The sequence below is a fragment of the Paraburkholderia terricola genome, assembly GCF_900142195.1.
GTDB classification, from domain to species: Bacteria; Pseudomonadota; Gammaproteobacteria; order Burkholderiales; family Burkholderiaceae; genus Paraburkholderia; species Paraburkholderia terricola.
In genome coordinates, this window is sequence record NZ_FRAB01000004.1 from 128,404 (window position 1) to 146,291 (window position 17,888).

The 17,888-nt window shown below is 63.8% G+C and carries 19 protein-coding genes; 15 read left to right on the forward strand and 4 right to left on the reverse strand.

What is annotated here, in order from left to right; all coding sequences use genetic code 11:
- Positions 1 to 145: 145 nt before the first annotated feature.
- Positions 146 to 1,429, forward strand: coding sequence for a phosphopyruvate hydratase (gene eno / locus BUE39_RS05135; protein ID WP_073427571.1), 1,284 nt, complete (start codon positions 146 to 148; stop codon positions 1,427 to 1,429).
- 118 nt (positions 1,430 to 1,547) lie between these two features.
- Positions 1,548 to 1,979 (forward strand): cell division protein FtsB, encoded by a 432-nt coding sequence (ftsB, locus tag BUE39_RS05140; protein ID WP_073427572.1) that lies wholly within the window; start codon positions 1,548 to 1,550, stop codon positions 1,977 to 1,979.
- A 114-nt stretch (positions 1,980 to 2,093) separates the two neighbouring features.
- Here ftsB and BUE39_RS05145 read toward each other — a convergent pair whose 3' ends face one another.
- From BUE39_RS05145 to BUE39_RS05155, 3 genes are all read right to left on the reverse strand, one after another.
- The gene (locus tag BUE39_RS05145; protein WP_073427573.1) at positions 2,094 to 2,474 is read right to left on the reverse strand and encodes a hypothetical protein; all 381 of its coding nucleotides are present in this window, start codon (positions 2,472 to 2,474) and stop codon (positions 2,094 to 2,096) included.
- Between the two features lie 188 nt (positions 2,475 to 2,662).
- Positions 2,663 to 3,613 (reverse strand): Hsp33 family molecular chaperone HslO, encoded by a 951-nt coding sequence (gene hslO, locus BUE39_RS05150; protein WP_073427574.1) that lies wholly within the window; start codon positions 3,611 to 3,613, stop codon positions 2,663 to 2,665.
- A gap of 63 nt (positions 3,614 to 3,676) precedes the next feature.
- A complete protein-coding gene (locus BUE39_RS05155) occupies positions 3,677 to 4,201 on the reverse strand; it encodes a gamma carbonic anhydrase family protein (RefSeq protein ID WP_073427575.1) in 525 nt (174 codons plus the stop codon).
- A 344-nt stretch (positions 4,202 to 4,545) separates the two neighbouring features.
- On the opposite strand from BUE39_RS05155, the gene BUE39_RS05160 reads away from it, so the two are divergent.
- From BUE39_RS05160 to BUE39_RS05205, 10 genes are all read left to right on the forward strand, one after another.
- Positions 4,546 to 5,439 (forward strand): ferritin-like domain-containing protein, encoded by an 894-nt coding sequence (locus BUE39_RS05160; RefSeq protein WP_073427576.1) that lies wholly within the window; start codon positions 4,546 to 4,548, stop codon positions 5,437 to 5,439.
- 86 nt (positions 5,440 to 5,525) lie between these two features.
- On the forward strand, positions 5,526 to 6,410 hold the full coding sequence (locus BUE39_RS05165) for an alpha/beta fold hydrolase (protein WP_073427577.1): 885 nt from the start codon (positions 5,526 to 5,528) through the stop codon (positions 6,408 to 6,410).
- 103 nt (positions 6,411 to 6,513) lie between these two features.
- Positions 6,514 to 7,344, forward strand: coding sequence for a 3',5'-nucleoside bisphosphate phosphatase (locus BUE39_RS05170; protein WP_073427578.1), 831 nt, complete (start codon positions 6,514 to 6,516; stop codon positions 7,342 to 7,344).
- Between the two features lie 154 nt (positions 7,345 to 7,498).
- Positions 7,499 to 8,134 carry an L-threonylcarbamoyladenylate synthase gene (locus BUE39_RS05175; protein ID WP_073427579.1) on the forward strand — a complete coding sequence of 212 codons (636 nt, stop codon included), beginning with the start codon at positions 7,499 to 7,501 and terminating at the stop codon, positions 8,132 to 8,134.
- Between the two features lie 47 nt (positions 8,135 to 8,181).
- Positions 8,182 to 8,844, forward strand: a complete 663-nt coding sequence (locus tag BUE39_RS05180) for a site-2 protease family protein (protein ID WP_073427580.1) — start codon at positions 8,182 to 8,184, stop codon at positions 8,842 to 8,844.
- Positions 8,845 to 8,850: 6 nt separating this feature from the next.
- A complete protein-coding gene (locus tag BUE39_RS05185; RefSeq protein ID WP_073427581.1) occupies positions 8,851 to 10,053 on the forward strand; it encodes a tryptophan--tRNA ligase in 1,203 nt (400 codons plus the stop codon).
- Between the two features lie 16 nt (positions 10,054 to 10,069).
- Positions 10,070 to 10,675, forward strand: a complete 606-nt coding sequence (locus tag BUE39_RS05190) for a class I SAM-dependent methyltransferase (protein WP_073427702.1) — start codon at positions 10,070 to 10,072, stop codon at positions 10,673 to 10,675.
- A 43-nt stretch (positions 10,676 to 10,718) separates the two neighbouring features.
- Positions 10,719 to 11,645, forward strand: a complete 927-nt coding sequence (gene dapA / locus BUE39_RS05195; protein ID WP_073427582.1) for a 4-hydroxy-tetrahydrodipicolinate synthase — start codon at positions 10,719 to 10,721, stop codon at positions 11,643 to 11,645.
- Positions 11,646 to 11,775: 130 nt separating this feature from the next.
- On the forward strand, positions 11,776 to 12,915 hold the full coding sequence (gene bamC, locus BUE39_RS05200) for an outer membrane protein assembly factor BamC (RefSeq protein ID WP_073427583.1): 1,140 nt from the start codon (positions 11,776 to 11,778) through the stop codon (positions 12,913 to 12,915).
- 7 nt (positions 12,916 to 12,922) lie between these two features.
- Positions 12,923 to 13,696, forward strand: a complete 774-nt coding sequence (locus BUE39_RS05205; protein WP_073427584.1) for an MBL fold metallo-hydrolase — start codon at positions 12,923 to 12,925, stop codon at positions 13,694 to 13,696.
- A gap of 109 nt (positions 13,697 to 13,805) precedes the next feature.
- Here BUE39_RS05205 and BUE39_RS05210 read toward each other — a convergent pair whose 3' ends face one another.
- Complete coding sequence (locus BUE39_RS05210; RefSeq protein ID WP_073427585.1) at positions 13,806 to 14,504, reverse strand: Bax inhibitor-1/YccA family protein; 699 nt, start codon at positions 14,502 to 14,504, stop codon at positions 13,806 to 13,808.
- Between the two features lie 296 nt (positions 14,505 to 14,800).
- On the opposite strand from BUE39_RS05210, the gene ndk reads away from it, so the two are divergent.
- The 3 genes from ndk (at position 14,801) to BUE39_RS05230 (ending at position 17,866) form a co-directional block, all read left to right on the forward strand.
- A complete protein-coding gene (gene ndk, locus BUE39_RS05220) occupies positions 14,801 to 15,226 on the forward strand; it encodes a nucleoside-diphosphate kinase (RefSeq protein ID WP_006051306.1) in 426 nt (141 codons plus the stop codon).
- Positions 15,227 to 15,388: 162 nt separating this feature from the next.
- Positions 15,389 to 16,540, forward strand: coding sequence for a dual-specificity RNA methyltransferase RlmN (rlmN, locus tag BUE39_RS05225; protein ID WP_073427703.1), 1,152 nt, complete (start codon positions 15,389 to 15,391; stop codon positions 16,538 to 16,540).
- Positions 16,541 to 16,756: 216 nt separating this feature from the next.
- Positions 16,757 to 17,866, forward strand: a complete 1,110-nt coding sequence (locus BUE39_RS05230) for a helix-turn-helix domain-containing protein (protein WP_073427587.1) — start codon at positions 16,757 to 16,759, stop codon at positions 17,864 to 17,866.
- Positions 17,867 to 17,888: the final 22 nt, after the last annotated feature.

Consider the following 17,888-nt stretch of genomic DNA (forward strand, 5'->3'; position numbering starts at 1 on the left):
GCGTGCATGATCTGCCCGTCGGCACGCGGCACATGCACGCAATGGTCGTCGAACGTATCGGTGCGCGAGTTGTCTGCCGGGGAGACCGGCCTGCGCCAGATACAGTGTCACAGTAAAGAATTCAACGTCATTTCTTGAGGAAACCATGAGTGCTATCGTAGATATCATCGGTCGAGAGATTCTCGATTCGCGAGGCAACCCCACCGTCGAATGCGACGTGCTGCTCGAGTCGGGCACGATGGGCCGCGCCGCGGTGCCGTCGGGCGCTTCCACGGGTTCGCGTGAAGCCATCGAACTGCGCGACGGCGAAACCGGCCGTTATAGCGGCAAGGGTGTGCTGAAGGCCGTCGAGCACATCAACACCGAAATCTCCGAAGCGATCATGGGCCTCGACGCTTCCGAGCAGGCTTTCCTCGACAAGACACTGCTGGAACTCGACGGCACGGACAACAAATCGCGCCTCGGGGCGAACGCGATGCTGGCCGTTTCGATGGCCGTCGCGAAGGCCGCCGCCGAAGAAGCCGGCCTGCCGCTGTACCGCTACTTCGGCGGTTCGGGCGCGATGCAACTGCCGGTGCCGATGATGAACATCGTCAACGGCGGCGCGCACGCGAACAACAGCCTGGACATCCAGGAATTCATGATCGTGCCGGTCAGCCAGCCGACTTTCCGCGAAGCGCTGCGCTGCGGCGCCGAAGTGTTCCACGCACTGAAGAAGATCCTGAGCGACCGCGGCATGAGCACGGCAGTCGGCGATGAAGGCGGCTTCGCGCCGAACTTCGGCAGCAACGACGAATGCCTGTCCACCATCCTGCAAGCTATCGAGAAAGCGGGCTACCGTGCCGGCGAAGACGTGCTGCTCGCGCTCGACTGCGCGGCAAGCGAGTTCTATCACGACGGCAAGTACCAGTTGGCCGGCGAAGGCCTGCAACTGTCGTCGGCGGAATTCACCGACTACCTCGCCACGCTCGCGGATAAATTCCCGATCGTGTCGATCGAAGACGGCATGCACGAAAGCGACTGGGCCGGCTGGAAGCTGCTGACCGACAAGCTCGGCAAGAAGATCCAACTGGTGGGCGACGACCTGTTCGTCACCAACACGCGCATCCTGAAGGAAGGCATCGAGAAGGGCATCGCCAACTCGATCCTGATCAAGATCAACCAGATCGGCACGCTCACGGAAACGTTCGCGGCGATCGAAATGGCGAAGCGCGCAGGCTACACGGCCGTGATCTCGCACCGTTCGGGCGAAACCGAAGATTCGACTATCGCGGATATCGCAGTCGGCCTGAATGCCGGCCAGATCAAGACCGGTTCGCTGTCGCGCTCGGACCGTATCTCGAAGTACAACCAGTTGCTGCGTATCGAAGAAGACCTCGGCGATATCGCCAGCTATCCGGGCAAGTCGGCGTTCTACAATCTGCGCTAAATGACTGCAGGTAGCCAAACTGATTGCGCTAACCGATGAGCCGGTTATCCTTCGTTCCTGATTGACCTCGCCGCCCTGCGTATAGCGCAGGGCGGCGCGTATTTATTGTGCTTACTTCATGCGGCTTGTCACTGCTGTCCTGATCGTTCTACTGGTATTGATCCAGTACCCGCTCTGGTGGGGGCACGGCGGCTGGTTGCGCGTGCACGAGTTGCAGCAGCAACTGGCGCAGCAACAGCAGAAGAACGTCGATGCGAAGCTGCGCAACGAGCGTATTCAGGGAGAAGTGCAAGATTTGCAGAACGGCACGGCCGCGGTGGAAGAGCGGGCGCGCTACGAAATGGGCATGGTCAAGGACAGCGAGGTGTTCGTGCAGTTCGTCTCGCCGAATGCGCCGTTGCCGACCGCGAACACACCTTCAGTGACGACTTCCACGCGTGGTGAGATGTCGAGCGCACCGCTGCATATGGTGCCCAATCCGGAATCTCGCGCCAGGCCGGATAGAAAGCGCGGGAGCAAGACCGCGAAAGAGAAGACGGCCCCGCACTGAGCCGTGGCACCGGGTTGTCGCGCTCAGTCGTCGTATCGAGCCGTCGTCACTCGAACCCGCCCGCAACGCACCGCGCATTGACTCTTCGCATTGCCTCGTTGCATTGGACTCGTCTTACCAGCCCCAGTACGGCCCGTAACCGACGCCGACACCCGTTCCCCAGCCGTGCCCCCACCCACCGCCGTAATAGCTGCCGTACACGCTGACGGGCGGCGAGTAATAACGCGACCACGCCTGCGCGGCGTTTTCCGCGGCAATGGCCTGGTTCTGCTCGGCCATCACCTGTTGATCGATGGCGTCATAGCGTTGACGCTCTTCCTGCGTAAGCGGCTGGGCGTTGTTGCCCATGCCTGACTGGTCGGCGGGCAAGCGGCTATAAATTGGCGAGGGGCCTGGTGGGTCCATCACGCAGCCGGCTAGCGCAACGCTGCCGCCAATAACCGCCAATACGGCACAGGTGCGCGCCGAACGTATCAACGAAGTGAGGTGGTTCATGTTCGATCTCCGCCGGTCGGATGCCTAAGCAAAACATGCGGGCGTGGCCGCCAATGACACGACGCAATGATCAAAGATACCGCGCCGCCCGAGCCTTGAAAAGACAGCGGACGGCGCGGTAGTTTGCTGCCGTGGACAAGTGACACGCGTTGCCGTGGGGCGGGCGTCACGCCCGCGCCGGTGGGCGTTCAATGCCGTTGTTCGGTGGCCGGCGTCACTCCTTGCGAGAGGGCATTCGCGACGAAAAGTTGCGCCACGTCGACCGGGTCGAATTCGTAGCGCTGGTTGCAGAATTCGCAATGGATCTCCACATGACCGCGCTCTTCGATCACGCCATCCACTTCCTCGCGGCCCAGCATCTTGAGCATCGCGCCGACTTTTTCACGCGAACAGGAGCATTCGAAGCGCGCCGTGGCCGGCTCGAAATGCTGGACGTTTTCCTGCCAGAAGAGGCGACGGAACACCGTTTCCGGCTCTTCCTTCAGCAACTCGTCTTGCGACAGCGTGCCGCCCAGCGTGCAGACGCGTTCCCACGTATCGGCGTCCAGTTCGCCCGGATGCGGAACGATGCCGCCGTCGCCCGGCAGCTTTTGCAGCAGCATGCCGACCGCGCGCTCGGTGTTCGCGGCGAGCCACAGGCGCGTGTCGAGCTGTTCCGAGTGATGCATGTAATGTTCGAGCACTTCGGCCATCGACTTGAGCGGTCCGTCCACGCCCGACAGCGGCACGATGCTTTGATACGGCTGCTGGCCCGGCTGCTTGTCGCGCGGGTCCAACGTAATCACGCAGCGGCCGTGGCCGCCTGCGTTGACCAGTTCGATCAGCGACGTGGCGTCGCCGATCGCGTCGCCCGCTTCGCCGGACAGCTTCGCGGTGGCGCGCATCGACAGATCGGAACTGCACTGCACCACCAGCATTCTGGCCGGGCCGTCGCCGAAAATCTGCATGATGAGCGTGCCGTCGAACTTCAGATTCGCCGACAGCAGCGCGCACGCGGCCATCATCTCGCCGAGAATCGTCCGCACGGGCGCCGGGTACTCGCGCCGCGTCAGCACTTCCTGCCACGTATTGCGCAGCGAAACGATCTCGCCGCGCACCGGCGCCGCGCTGAACATGAATTTTTGCAACTGGTCGCTCACAACTTTTCCTCGGTCGAATGACGCGGCCTGATGCCGCGCCGTGCGCGCCCGCGCTCCGGCTGTTTAGCCGATACGCACGAGCTGCGCCTTGAAATACTCGCGGCGTTCGGCATAGCTTGCCGTGCCGCGCTGCATATTGGCGATATCCGTCTCGCTCAGTTCGCGCACCACTTTGGCGGGCGCGCCGAGAATCAGCGAATTGTCGGGAAACCCCTTGCCTTCCGTGACGATGGCGCCCGCTCCGACCAGACAGTTGCGGCCGATCACCGCGCCATTCAAGACCACCGCCTGAATTCCGATCAGCGAGCCTTCCTTGATCGTGCAGCCATGCAGCATGACCTGGTGGCCGACGGTCACGTTCGCCTCGATCTTCAGCGGAAAGCCGGGGTCGGTGTGCAGCACCGCGTTTTCCTGCACGTTGCTGCCCGCGCCGATGGTGATCGGCTCGTTGTCGCCGCGAATCGTCGCGCCGAACCACACGCTCGAATTTTCCCCGAGCGTCACGTTGCCGATGATGTTCGCCGAATCCGCGACGAACACGCTTTCGTGGATGGTCGGGGCGGCTTCGCCAAGCTTGTAAATCGTCACAGTGTCTCCTCTTGATCGGTCGCCATGCGCGGTGCGGCGGGCTGAAAGCTGCCTGAATCGGCGCGTGTCGCCAACGCAACGAGCGCGTCGGATGGTCGAATCGAGTATTGTAAACGGTTGTGTGATTCGGGTGCCTGGCGAGGCGGGCAGGGAAGTGCGAGGGTCACAGGCCGTGTCTTCCTGTTGTGCGCCACTGTTACGCGTGTCGCCGGTTGTGTCCGTGAGCCAGCGTTTTGGACCTCGCCTTGGATCCCGGATTTGGCTTTCCTTCGCTCCTTTCCGGGTCCCGCTGTCATCCTCTCCACCGCAGTCCAACTGCCGTTCCCTTTGCCGATCCGCTTGCCATGATTCGCGCCGCTCCGTCCGCTTCCTCCATGCCGCTCGCCTCCAACGCCGCGAACCGGGCTCGATGCGCACGCACGGCGGCGCTCGCCGCATTGCGCGAAACCGATCCAGTCGCGAAGACGGCCGCCACCCGTGCGCTGTACGCCGCCGTGCTCGACGGCAGCCTCGCATGCTCGCCGGACCTCGAACTCGAAGAGCCGGCGGGCCTGCCGGGCCGTCCGGAGCGGCCCGAACTGGTCGAGCCGCGCAAGCTGGGGCGACGCAGCATGCAATCGCCGCAAGGGCGCGCCGTTCTGCTGCACGCGCTCGCGCACATCGAATTCAACGCGATCAACCTCGCGCTCGACGCCGTGTGGCGCTTCGCGGGCATGCCCGCCGACTTCTACGCGGACTGGCTCAAGGTCGCCGCAGAGGAGGCGTATCACTTCTCGCTGCTCGTCGCGCGCCTCGCGGAATACGACCACGTTTACGGCGATTTCCCCGCGCACGATGGCCTGTGGGACATGTGCGAGCGCACGCGTGGCGACGTGCTGGCGCGCATGGCGCTGGTGCCGCGCACGCTGGAAGCGCGCGGCCTCGACGCCTCGCCGCCGATCCGCGCGCGGCTGCAACAAGCGGGCGATCAGGCGTCCGCGGCGATTCTCGACGTGATCCTGCGCGACGAAATCGGCCACGTACTGATCGGCAATCGCTGGTTCCGTTACTTGTGCGACCAGGGTGGCCTCGATCCGCACGCGACTTACACGCGTCTCGCCGACCAGTATCACGCACCGAAACTACGTGGCCCGTTCAATTTCGAGGCGCGCCGCGACGCAGGGTTCGATGAAGCGGAACTGGCCGCGCTGGCGGGCCTCGACGCTCCCGCGCCTGTTGCGCCCGCAGAGGACGACTGACGGAGCGACCCGTTCCCCAATCGGCAGACGCCGCGCCGGCTATCTCGCTATAATCGAACGACCATTCTTTTCCGGGTGCGCCGTTCATGACTCTCTCCCAATCCGAATTCATCGCCGTGCGCGGCATCCGTCTGCATGTGCGGCGCTGGGGCAGTCCGCGTGCGCCCATGCTGTTCATGCTGCACGGCTGGATGGACGTGGCGGCGTCCTTCCAGTTCGTCGTCGATGCGCTCGGCGGCGACTGGCAGGTGATCGCGCCGGACATGCGCGGCTTCGGCCTGTCCGACTGGCCGGTGGCGGAGCATGGCGGCGGCAACTACTGGATTCCGGACTATCTGGCCGATCTGGACGCATTGCTCGACCACTATGCGCCAACCGGCGAAGTGAATCTGGTCGGCCACAGCATGGGCGCGAACATCGCGTGCATCTATGCGGGCGTGCGGCCGGAGCGGGTGCGGCGCGTGATCGACCTCGAAGGCTTCGGCCTCGCACCGTCGCACCCGGCGCAAGCGCCTGGCCGGCTGCGTCACTGGCTCGACGAGTTGCGCGATCCGCCACATTTGAAGCGCTACGCGTCGCTCGACGAGGTCGCCGGGCGGCTGATCAAGACCAACCCGCGGCTCGATCCGCGGCGCGCGCGGTTTCTCGCGCAGCACTGGTCGAAGCCGGACGCCGAAGGGCGCTTCATGCTGCTCGCCGATCCGGCGCACAAGCTGCGCGGCCCGACGCTGTATCGCCTCGACGAAGTCATGGCCGTCTGGCGCAAGGTCAGCGCCAAAGTGCTGCACGTTGAAGCCGCCAACTCGCCAACGCTCGCGCAGATCGCCGGCGACATTCCGCTCGACGAGTTCAAGGCGCGCTTTCAGGCTTTCCCGGACTGGCGCGAGAAGATCATCGACGAAGCGGGGCACATGGTGCATCACGACCAGCCGGAGCAGGTGGCTGCGCTGATCGAAGGGTTTTGCGCGTAGACGCCTCCAAAAATCCGGGGGATGAGGCACGGCGGCGCGAGATAGCTCCGCGTTCACTTACTGCGTTGCAGTAAAATGAGCGCTGAACTTTTTCAAGACACTGATGAACGCCGACCTCCACTGCCACTCCACTGTCTCCGACGGCCAGTTCGCGCCGGCCGACGTCGCGCGCCGCGCGCACGCGGGCGGTGTGACGCTGTGGGCCTTGACCGACCACGACGAACTGGGCGGCCAGCAAGAGGCGCGCAGCGCGGCGGAAGCGCTCGGCATGGGCTACCTGAGCGGTGTGGAAATTTCGGTTACGTGGGCCTCGCGCACGGTGCATATCGTCGGGCTCGGCATCGATCCCACCAGTTCGGTTCTGATCGACGGTCTCGCGCGCACCCGCAACGGCCGCGCCGCGCGTGCCGAGGCGATCGGCGAACAGTTGGCCACGCTCGGCATTCCCGACGCCTACCAGGGCGCGCTCAAGTACGTGTCGAATCCGGACATGATTTCGCGCACGCATTTCGCGCGCTTCATGGTCGAAAACGGCTACGCCAGTTCCACGCAAGACGTGTTCACCCGTATTCTCGGCGACGGCAAGCCCGGCTATGTGCCGCATCGCTGGGCCAAACTGGCCGACGCGGTGGGCTGGATTCGGGCCGCGGGCGGCGAGGCGGTCATTGCGCACCCGGGCCGCTACGACTATTCGCCGGTCGAATTCGACGCGTTTTTCGCCGAATTCATCGATCTGGGCGGCAAGGCGATCGAGGTGGTGACGGGCAGTCATACGCCCGATCAATACCGCGAATATGCGGATGTCGCGCGCCGTTTCGGCTTCGAGGCGTCGCGCGGCTCCGATTTCCACGCACCCGGCGAAGGCCGCGTCGACCTCGGCACGCTGCCGCCGCTGCCTTCCGATCTCAAGCCCGTCTGGGAACGCTGGCTGTGATCGCGCGCCGTGCCGCGGCGGCACGATACGCGCGAAAGCCGGCCGCCCCTGGCGCGTGCTTTCGTCCGCTTGTTCGTCCGCTTCTCTGTCCGCTTCTCTGTCTGCTTCGCATCCGGTTTCCGTTCGCAGTCATCCGTAGCCATGGTTAGTCATCATGTCCCAATACTTTCGGCTTCATCCTGACAACCCGCAGCCGCGGCTCGTCAAGCAGGCCGTGCAGATCATCAACGATGGCGGCGTGGTCGCGTTGCCGACGGATTCGAGCTACGCGCTCGCCTGCCATCTCGACGACAAGAACGCGGTCGAACGCCTGCGGCGCATTCGCGGGCTCGACGAAAAGCAGTTGCTGTCGCTGCTGGTGCGCGACCTCTCGGAGCTGGCGAATTTCGCGATGGTCGACAACCGGCAGTACCGGCTGATCAAATCGGTGACGCCGGGTCCCTACGTGTTCGTCTTGCAGGCCACCAAGGAAGTGCCGCGGCGCCTGTCGCATCCGTCGCGCAAGACCATCGGCCTGCGGGTGCCCGAGCACGCGATCACGCTGGCGATTCTCGAGGAGCTCGGCCAGCCGCTGCTCGGCTCCACGCTGATCATGCCGGGCGAAACGCAGCCGCTGAACGACCCGGAGGACATTCGCGCGCGGCTGGAAAAACAACTGGATCTGGTAATCGACGGCGGCCCGTGCGTGTGCGAACCGTCCACGGTGATCGATCTGAGCGGCGCCGAACCGGTGCTGGTGCGAGCCGGGCGCGGTTCTCTCGCGCCATTCGGTCTCGAAGAAACGGCATGAACGAAAGCGGACAGACGCACGCAACCGCGTTGTTACAATAGCGAGATATGGATTCTTCCCTGATACAGACCATTGCGGTGTACGCGCTGCCGGTGATTTTCGCGATCACGCTGCACGAAGCCGCCCATGGTTACGTCGCGCGCTGGCTCGGCGACAATACCGCGTACGTGCTCGGCCGCGTCTCCATCAATCCGATGCGGCACATCGACCCGCTCGGCACGATCGCGATTCCCCTGCTGTTGTACTTCGCCACCAGTGGCGCCTTCATGTTCGGTTACGCGAAGCCCGTGCCGGTCGCCTTCGGCAACTTGCGCAATCCGCGCTGGGACAGCCTGTGGGTGGCGGCGGCGGGTCCAGGATGCAATTTCGTGCAGGCGCTGATCTGGGGCCTGTTCGGCGTCGCGCTCGCGGTGCTGAGCGTCGAGGAGCCGTTTCTCACGCGCATGGCGGGCGCGGGCGTCGGCGTGAACCTCGTGCTCGGCGTGCTCAACCTGTTTCCGCTGCCGCCGCTCGACGGCGGCCGGGTGCTGATGGCGCTGTTGCCGCCGCGGCAATCGATCGCGCTGTCGCGCCTCGAGCCCTACGGTTTTTTCATCGTGATGGCGCTGGTGATGACGGGCACGCTGACGCGTTACTGGTTGAGCCCGCTCGTCACGATCGGCTACGCTGCGATTACCGCAATTCTGACTCCACTCGTTTCGCTTTTTTAAATAACCATGTTCCCAGACCGTATCTTCTCCGGCATGCGGCCCACCGGGTCACTGCACCTCGGCCACTATCACGGCGTGCTGAAAAACTGGGTGCGGCTGCAGTCCGAATACCCGTGTTTCTTCTGCGTGGTCGACTGGCACGCGCTGACGACGCACTACGAAACGCCCGAAGTGATCGAAAAGAACGTCTGGGACGTGCTGATCGACTGGCTCGCCTCCGGCATCGATCCGGCGCAGGCCACGCTGTTCATCCAGAGCAAGGTGCCCGAGCACGCGGAACTGGCGCTGCTGCTCGGCATGAGCACGCCGCTCGGCTGGCTCGAACGCGTGCCGACCTACAAGGAGCAGATGGAGAAGCTGAAGGACAAGGACCTGTCCACTTACGGCTTCCTCGGCTATCCGGTGCTGATGGCGGCGGACATTCTGCTGTACCGCGGCTCGCTCGTGCCGGTCGGTGAAGATCAGGTGCCGCACGTCGAAATGACGCGTGAAATCGCGCGCCGTTTCAACTACCTGTACGGCCGTGAGCCGGGCTTCGAGGAAAAGGCCAGCGAAGCGGCGAAGAAGCTCGGCGGCAAGCGCGCGAAGCTGTATCACGAGTTGCGCAATGCCTACCAGCAGGAAGGCGACGACGAAGCGCTCGAACAGGCGCGCGCGATGTTGCAGGAGTCGCAGAGTCTGTCGATGAACGACCGCGAGCGGCTGTTCGGCTACCTCGAAGGGTCGCGCAAGATCATCCTCGTCGAGCCGCAGGCCATGCTCACGGAGGCGTCGCGCATGCCGGGTCTCGACGGCCAGAAAATGTCGAAGTCATACGGCAATACGATCGGCCTGCGCGAAGACGCGGAAACGATCACGAAAAAAGTCCGCACCATGCCGACCGACCCGGCGCGCGTGCGCCGCACCGATCCGGGCGATCCGGACAAATGCCCGGTGTGGCAACTGCACCAGGTCTACACGGACGAAGCCACGCACGAGTGGGTGCAGAAGGGCTGCCGGACGGCCGGCATCGGTTGTCTCGAGTGCAAGCAGCCGGTGATCGAAGGCATCCTGCGCGAACAGCAGCCCATGCTCGAACGCGCGCAGAAGTACATGGACGATCCGTCGCTGTTGCGCGCGATCGTCGCCGACGGCTGCGACAAGGCCCGCAAGTTCGCCACCGAAACGATGCGCGACGTGCGGGAAGCGATGGGCCTGTCATACAACTGAGCGGCGGGTGCAAGCGATGAATACGCCGGCCGTCTCGCCGCCATCGCACGGAAACGGCGAGCCGTCGCAGTGGGTGCGCCATTGGGCGCACCTGGTCGCGGCGGGCGGCGCCGTGCTGGACGTGGCATCGGGAGCCGGGCGGCATGCGCGCTTTTTTGCGTCGCGGGGTCATCCGGTGACGGCGATCGACCGCGACGCAGTGGCGCTCGACACGATGCGCGACGAGCCGCTCATCACGACGTTCGCCGCCGACCTCGAGGGCGCCGCATGGCCTTTGTCGGACGACGCGAAATTCGCCGCTGTCGTCGTGACGAACTACCTGCATCGGCCGCTTTTTCCGCAGCTTCTGAACTTGCTCGCGCCCGGCGGCGTACTGGTTTACGAGACCTTCGCGCAAGGAAACGAAAGCATCGGCAAGCCCTCTAATCCCGCGTTCCTGCTCGCGCCCGGCGAACTGCTCGATGTGGTCCGGGGCCGCCTGCGGGTGGTCGCGTTTCAAGATGGTTTTCTCGCGCAGCCGCGTCCGGCTTACGTCCAGCGGATTTGCGCAATTCTCGAAGCGGAGCGCTCAGTCGACACCGCGCAGGCGGCACCCCCGCCTTGTTACGAGTTGGCTGGCTAATCCGCTACAATCGCGGTTTACCTGATCAAATTCATGGCGTTTCATGACTAACGGCAACCAGAGCGGCAATACAGGCAGCAACGACGGGGTCCGGATTCGCGGCAGCATTCCCGCCATCATCACCCCCATGCTTGAAGACGGCAGCCTCGATCTGCCGGCGTTTCGCAAACTGATCGACTGGCATATCGCGGAGGGCACGAATGCGCTGGTCGTGGTCGGCACGAGCGGCGAATCGGCCACGCTATCGGTCGAGGAACACGTGCTGATGGTCAAGACGGCGGTCGAGCACACGGCGGGCCGGATTCCGGTGATCGCGGGCTCGGGCGGCAATTCCACCACCGAGGCGATCGAACTCACGCAGCAGGCGAGGGAAGTGGGCGCGGACGCCACGCTGCAAGTCGTGCCGTACTACAACAAGCCGACCCAGGAAGGCATCTATCGCCACTTCACGAAGATCGCGGAAACCGTCGATCTGCCGGTCATCCTGTACAACGTGCCCGGCCGCACCGTTGCGGACATGAGCAACGAAACCATCCTGCGTTGCGCGCAGGTGCCGGGCATCATTGGCGTGAAGGAAGCGACCGGCAACATCGATCGCGCCGCGCATCTGATCAAGTCGGCGCCCGCGCACTTCGGCATCTACAGCGGCGACGATCCCACCGCGATCGCGTTGATGCTGCTCGGCGGCCACGGCAATATTTCGGTCACCGCGAACGTCGCGCCGCGCGCGATGAGCGAACTGTGCAAGGCCGCGCTTGCCGCGGACGCCAGGACCGCCCGAGAGATTCATCTCAAACTCCTGTCGCTGCATAAGAACCTGTTCATCGAATCGAATCCGATTCCCGCGAAATGGGCGTTGCAGCAACTGGGTCGTGTGCAGGGCGGAATCCGCCTGCCGCTCACGCCGCTCGACGCGCAATACCACGAAGCGGTACGCGGCGCGCTGCGCGAAGCGGGCCTGCTGGGCTAAGCGGACCCATCGCGGCACCCATCAGCGCTAACGAAAGCCTGCCACCGGCATCCCCTTAACCGACGTCGATCCAGCCCACGTTCCCGGCACACAGAACCAGGCACCGCGTTCCAGCATCACGAAGGACCTCATGAAACGTTCCGCACTTTCCCTCCACGCAACCCGCATGGCGGCGCTGGCGCTTGCCCTCACGACGCTCGCCGGCTGTGACACGCTGAACGACTGGTTCGCTTCCGACCGCGTCAACTACAAGGGCGCGGGCAGCGCGCCGCCGCTCGCCGTTCCGGGCGACCTCACCACCACGCCGACCGATCAGCGCTATGTCGCGCCGCCCGCCAATCTGGCACTGGGCGGTGCCACGAAACGCGCGATCACCGCGGCGGGCAACGCCACCGAAGGGCAACCCACCGCGCAAGACCCGTTCGGCATGCACATCGAGCGCGACGGCGACCGCCGCTGGCTGGTGGTCGACGGCCGCTCGCCGGAACAACTGTGGTCGCAGTTGCAGGAGTTCTGGCAGGAAAACGGCTTCGCGCTGAAAACCGACGCGCCGGCCACCGGCATCCTGGTGACCGACTGGGCTGAAAATCGCGCCAATATTCCGGACGACTGGTTCCGCCGCACGGTGGGCAAGGTCATCGACTTCGCGTATTCGTCGGGCACCCGCGACAGCTTCCGCACGCTCGTGTCGCGCGGTGCGTCCGACACCACGGACATCTCGATCACGCATAGCGCGATGGAAGAAATGCTGACGGGCCAGGACAAGACGTCGTCTCGCTGGGAAGAGCGTCCGCGCGATCCCGCGCTGGAGGCGCTGTTCCTCACCAAGCTGATGCAGAAATTCGGCCTGACCGAAGCGCAATCGAAGCAACTGCTGACCGATGCGCGTCCGGCTACCGCGCCGGCCAAAATCGACAAGACCGCGGGCGCGTCGACGCTCGATCTGCAGGAATCGTTCGACCGTGCATGGCTGCGTGTGGGCCTTGCGCTCGACCGCACCAACTTCACCGTCGACAACCGCGACCGCGCAAAGGGGATCTACTACGTGCGTTACGCGGATTCGATGCAGGAACTGAAGAAGGAGGGGCTGTTCGGCAAGCTGTTCTACAGCGGCAGTTCGTCGAAGAAGCCGGGTCAGGAATTCCTCGTCAATGTGCGCTCCAAGGGCGACAGCGTGACGCAGGTCGCGGTGCTGGACGCGAACGGACAAGTGGACAACTCGTCCGACGCGCAACGCATCGTGACGCTGCTGCACGCGCAACTGAATTAAGCGGGCCGTGAGGTTCGCGAGTCTTGGCAGCGGCAGTGAAGGGAATGCGTTGCTGGTCGAAGCGCGCAGCGGCGCCACAACCACGCGCGTGTTGCTCGACTGCGGCTTCTCGGCCAAGGAAGTCGAGCGGCGTTTGGCGCGGCTCGGCGCGAGCGCTGAGGCCCTCGACGCCATTCTCATCACGCACGAACACAGCGACCACATCGGCAGCGCGCTGACACTGGCGCGCAAGTGGTCGATTCCGCTGTACATGAGCTGGGGCACCGCCCGCGCAGTGGGCGCGGACGAAGCCGATGTCGACCTGCAGGTGCTGTGGGGCGACGAGGCGGTGGCAATCGGCGACCTCGGGATCCTCCCTTACACCGTTCCGCACGACGCCCGGGAGCCGCTGCAGTATGTGTTCTCGAACGGCGCCAGCCGGCTCGGCGTGCTGACCGATGTCGGCACTTCGACGCCGCATATCAGTTCGGTGCTGAGCGGCTGCGACGCGCTAGTGCTCGAGTGTAATCACGATCTGCGAATGCTGGCGGGCAGCCGCTATCCGCAATCGCTGAAGGCGCGCATCGGCGGCAATCACGGGCATTTGAACAACGACGCGGCGGCGGAGATTCTGGCGTCGCTCGACCGGTCGCGCTTGCGTCACCTGGTAGCCGCGCATCTGAGCCAGCAAAACAACTTGCCGGAACTGGCACAAGCCGCGATGGCGGGTGTGCTGGGCTCGGAGCCCGCCGAAGTGGTGGTGGCTTCGCAGGACGAAGGCTTTGCGTGGCTGAGTTTGTGACGCGCATCTGAGCCGCGTGCGGACGCTGCATTGAAAAAGCCCATAACGATCGCTCGTTATGGGCTTTTTTCCAAGGCGGGCGTTTTGGGCGCCGCGCCTCGAATCATCTTTAGTTGCGGTTGCCGCCGAAAATACCAAGCAGCGCCAGCAGGTTGACGAACACGTTGTAAAGATCCAGGTAGATCGCGAGCGCAGCGGTGATGTAGTTCGTTTCACCACCGTTCACGACGCGCTGCACGTCGAACAGCATGTAGGCCGAGAAGATCACGATGGCCATGACCGAAACCGTCAGCATCAAGGCCGGCAGATGCAGGAACACGTTCGCGACCGAAGCGAGCAGCAGCACGATCACGCCCATGAAGAGCCACTTGCCGAGACCCGAGAAGTCGCGCTTGCTGACCGTGGCGATCGTTGCCATCGAGGCAAAGATCACACCAGTGCCACCAAAGGCGAGCATGATCAGCGACGGCCCATTCGAGAAACCGAGCACGAAGCCGAGGATGCGCGACAGCATCAGGCCCATGAAGAACGTGAAGCCGAGCAGCACAAAGACGCCGACAGCGCTGTCTTTGGTCTTCTCGATGGCGAACATGAAGCCGAAGGCGATCGCGAAGAACGCCAGCATGCTCATGGCGGGGCTGGTGGCGGCGAACAGCGAGAAACCGGTAGCGAGGCCAACCCACGCGCCCAGCACTGTCGGAATCATGGACAGCGCCAGCAGCCAGTAGGTGTTCCGTAGCACGCGGTTACGCGTTTCGACTGTGCTGACCGCGCCAGTGCGGCCAAAGCTATACGGATGTTCGTTCATGGTCTCTCCTTACGTCAGAAGCGTGTTGCGTAGTGGTTGTACAGCGGGTGTACCGAAATCGTGCAGCGCCTGCCGGATTTTGCCGCCGGTCGCGCGGTGTTCATTCCTAAGATTGGCGCGGTGGCGAGGAGTTTCAATGGCCTCGAAATCTCCAACAAGGCCTACGCTATCAGCATTCCGGAACTCCTGCTTGAAGCCTTTCAATGCTGTAAGGGTTCAATCGCAATCATACATGGGAACATGCTACAATAGCGGATTCATTTGAATCTGTAACCTCTTAATTTTTTGGAGTTTTTATGGCGATCGAACGCACTTTGTCGATTATCAAGCCGGACGCAGTGGCCAAGAACGTGATCGGCCAGATCTACAGCCGTTTCGAAAACGCAGGCCTGAAGATCGTGGCTTCGCGCATGGTCCACCTGTCGCGCGCCGACGCGGAGAAGTTCTACGCTGTGCACGCCGCACGCCCGTTCTTCAAGGATCTGGTCGAGTTCATGATCTCGGGTCCGGTGGTCGTGCAAGTGTTGGAAGGCGAAAACGCCGTCCTGAAGCATCGTGATCTGATGGGCGCGACCGACCCGAAGAAGGCGGAAAAGGGCACGATCCGTGCTGACTTCGCCGACAGCATCGACGCTAACGCGGTGCACGGTTCGGACGCCGCTGAAACGGCTGCGGTCGAGATCGCATTCTTCTTCCCGCAAGTGAACGTCTATTCGCGTTGATGCAGATTTGCGCCGTGCGATCCGTGCAGCCGGTTTGGATTAATCGCACGAATCGCCTGGCAAAGTAGTAAGGTAAAAGCAGCAGGAATGGGCGCGAACGGCATTGCGTTCATGCAGCTTGTTGCATGAACGCAGTCTCGCACTGAAATGGCAGGATTCGACATGACGAGCAGTCCCACCGTCAACCTTCTCGACCTAGACGCCCAAGGGCTTGTCGCCTATTGCGACAGTCTGGGCGAGAAGCCGTTTCGCGCCAAGCAATTGCAGCGCTGGATTCACCAATACAACGCTGCCGATTTCGACGGCATGACCGATCTGGCGAAGTCCTTGCGCGAAAAGCTCAAGGGGCGCGCCACGATCTCGATGCCGGGCATCGTCAGCGACCACATTTCGACCGACGGCACACGCAAGTGGCTGATCGACGTCGGCAACAGCAATGCGGTCGAAACCGTTTTCATCCCCGAGGAAACGCGCGGTACGCTGTGCGTGTCGTCGCAAGCGGGGTGCGCGGTCAATTGCCGTTTCTGTTCGACCGGCAAACAGGGGTTCTCCCGCAATCTCACCACCGGCGAAATCATCGGCCAGTTGCGCATGGCTGAATTTGCGCTGCGCGCGTCGCGCGGCACGGCAGGCGGCCGGGCCACGGGCGGCGACGGCAAGGGCGAGCGCGTCGTCACGAACGTCGTGATGATGGGCATGGGCGAGCCGTTGCTCAATTACGACGCGGTGGTGCCCGCCATGCGCCTGATGCTCGACGACAACGCATACGGCCTGTCGCGTCGGCGCGTCACGTTGTCGACCTCGGGCGTGGTGCCGATGATGGACCGTCTCGGCGCCGATCTGCCGGTCGCGCTCGCGGTCTCGCTGCATGCGCCTAGCGATCCGCTGCGCGACATGCTGGTGCCGCTCAACAAGAAGTATCCGCTGCGCGAACTGATGGCGGCTTGCCAGCGCTATCTGAAAGTCGCGCCGCGCGATTTCATTACGTTTGAATATTGCATGCTCGACGGCGTGAACGACAGCGAGGCGCAAGCACGCGAACTGCTGGCCGTGACGCGCGACGTGCCGTGCAAATTCAACCTGATTCCGTTCAATCCGTTCCCGGAGTCGGGCCTCATCCGCTCGAAGCCGGAACAGATCAAGCGGTTTGCACAAGTGTTGATGGACGCGGGCGTCGTCACCACGGTGCGTAAGACACGCGGCGATGATATCGACGCTGCCTGCGGTCAGTTGGCCGGTGCGGTGAAAGATCGCACGCGTCTTGCTGAGCGCACCGGGAAGGCGGCAAAGGTCATCGAGGTTCGCGCCGTGTAATCGTGTCGGCGGGCAGGGCGCCGGCGCTCAGTGGAAAGTTCCACGAGTGCGCGAAAGTCCTGATCGTCAGTCACGGTTGAAAAGAAAGTTTGCAGAAGCGATCGGAAGCGGCACATGGGGCCGCACATTTTGTTATAAACGGTCTGCGATTCGGGCGAGAGGCTTTAGCCCGTCCGGGCGCACAAGTGAAAAAGAATCGACGCTAAAGGATTTGGGATGAGTGAGCCGCAGCACCCGCAGCCGCACGACACAGACATGAACGAAGCCCATCCGGCGCCGGTCGCTCGGACGGTGGCACAGCCTGCGGTGCAACCGGGCCTGGATTCGTTGGCGGCGGTGGGCGCGCGCTTGACCCAGTTGCGCGAATCGAAAGGCTGGACGATCGAAGATGTATCGGCGCGTCTGAAAGTGTCCGCTGCCAAACTGCGCGCGCTCGAATCGGGTGATATCAGCCATCTGCCGGATACGACCTTCGCGCTTGGCGTGGTGCGCAGCTACGCGAAGATGCTCGGTGCCGATCCCACGCCGTTTACGCAGGTTTTGCGCCGCGAGAAAGGCGTGCCTGCGCCGGATCTGTCGATGCCGGCGTCGTCTGGCAAGGATTTGCCGCGCGGCCGGGTGTCGTTATCGCTCGGCGGTGGCGGGCAAAAGAGCCGCTCGTGGCTGTGGGGTGTGGCGGCGGTGGTCGTCGCGGTAATTGCGCTCGCCATGTGGCATACCAATGGGGGCGATTCGTCGGCGTGGCTCGCGCGCTTGAAGGCCAGCGCGAACGGCGCCGCCGGTGGCGTGACCGGTGCATCGGGCGCGGTGGCGCAAGGCCAGCCGGCGGGTTCGGAGGCAACGGCGGAAGAGCCTGCAGTCGCGCCGCAAACGCAGGTCGCGGCGGAGAGCGCTGCGTCGGCCACGCCGATGCCCGCGCCGCTGACAACCGGCACGACGGCGTCTTCCGTGCCGCCCGTTACGGCAACAGCGGCGCCGCCAAAGGTGGCTTCGCAGGCTCAAGCGGCGGTTGCGCCGAGCGCAAGCGCACCGGCCGCGGCCGTCGCGAGCGCGTCGATGGCAGCGGCGGTGCCTGCGGGCGCTGCGCTAGTCGCGCTGCGCGTGACGCAAGACAGTTGGTTCAGCGTGCGCGGCCAGGATGGCAAGGAAGTATTCTCTGGCATCGTGCGTGCGGGCGACAGGAAGGAAGTGACGGGCGTGCCCCCTTTCAAGGTCACGGTCGGCAACAAGGCGGGTCTTGAGTCGTTGACACTCGACGGTCAGCCGGTCGATCCGTCGAAGTACGCGGCGGCCAAGGGAAATGTGGCGCGTTTCGCGCTGCCTTGACAGATACGGTATACGCCGCGGC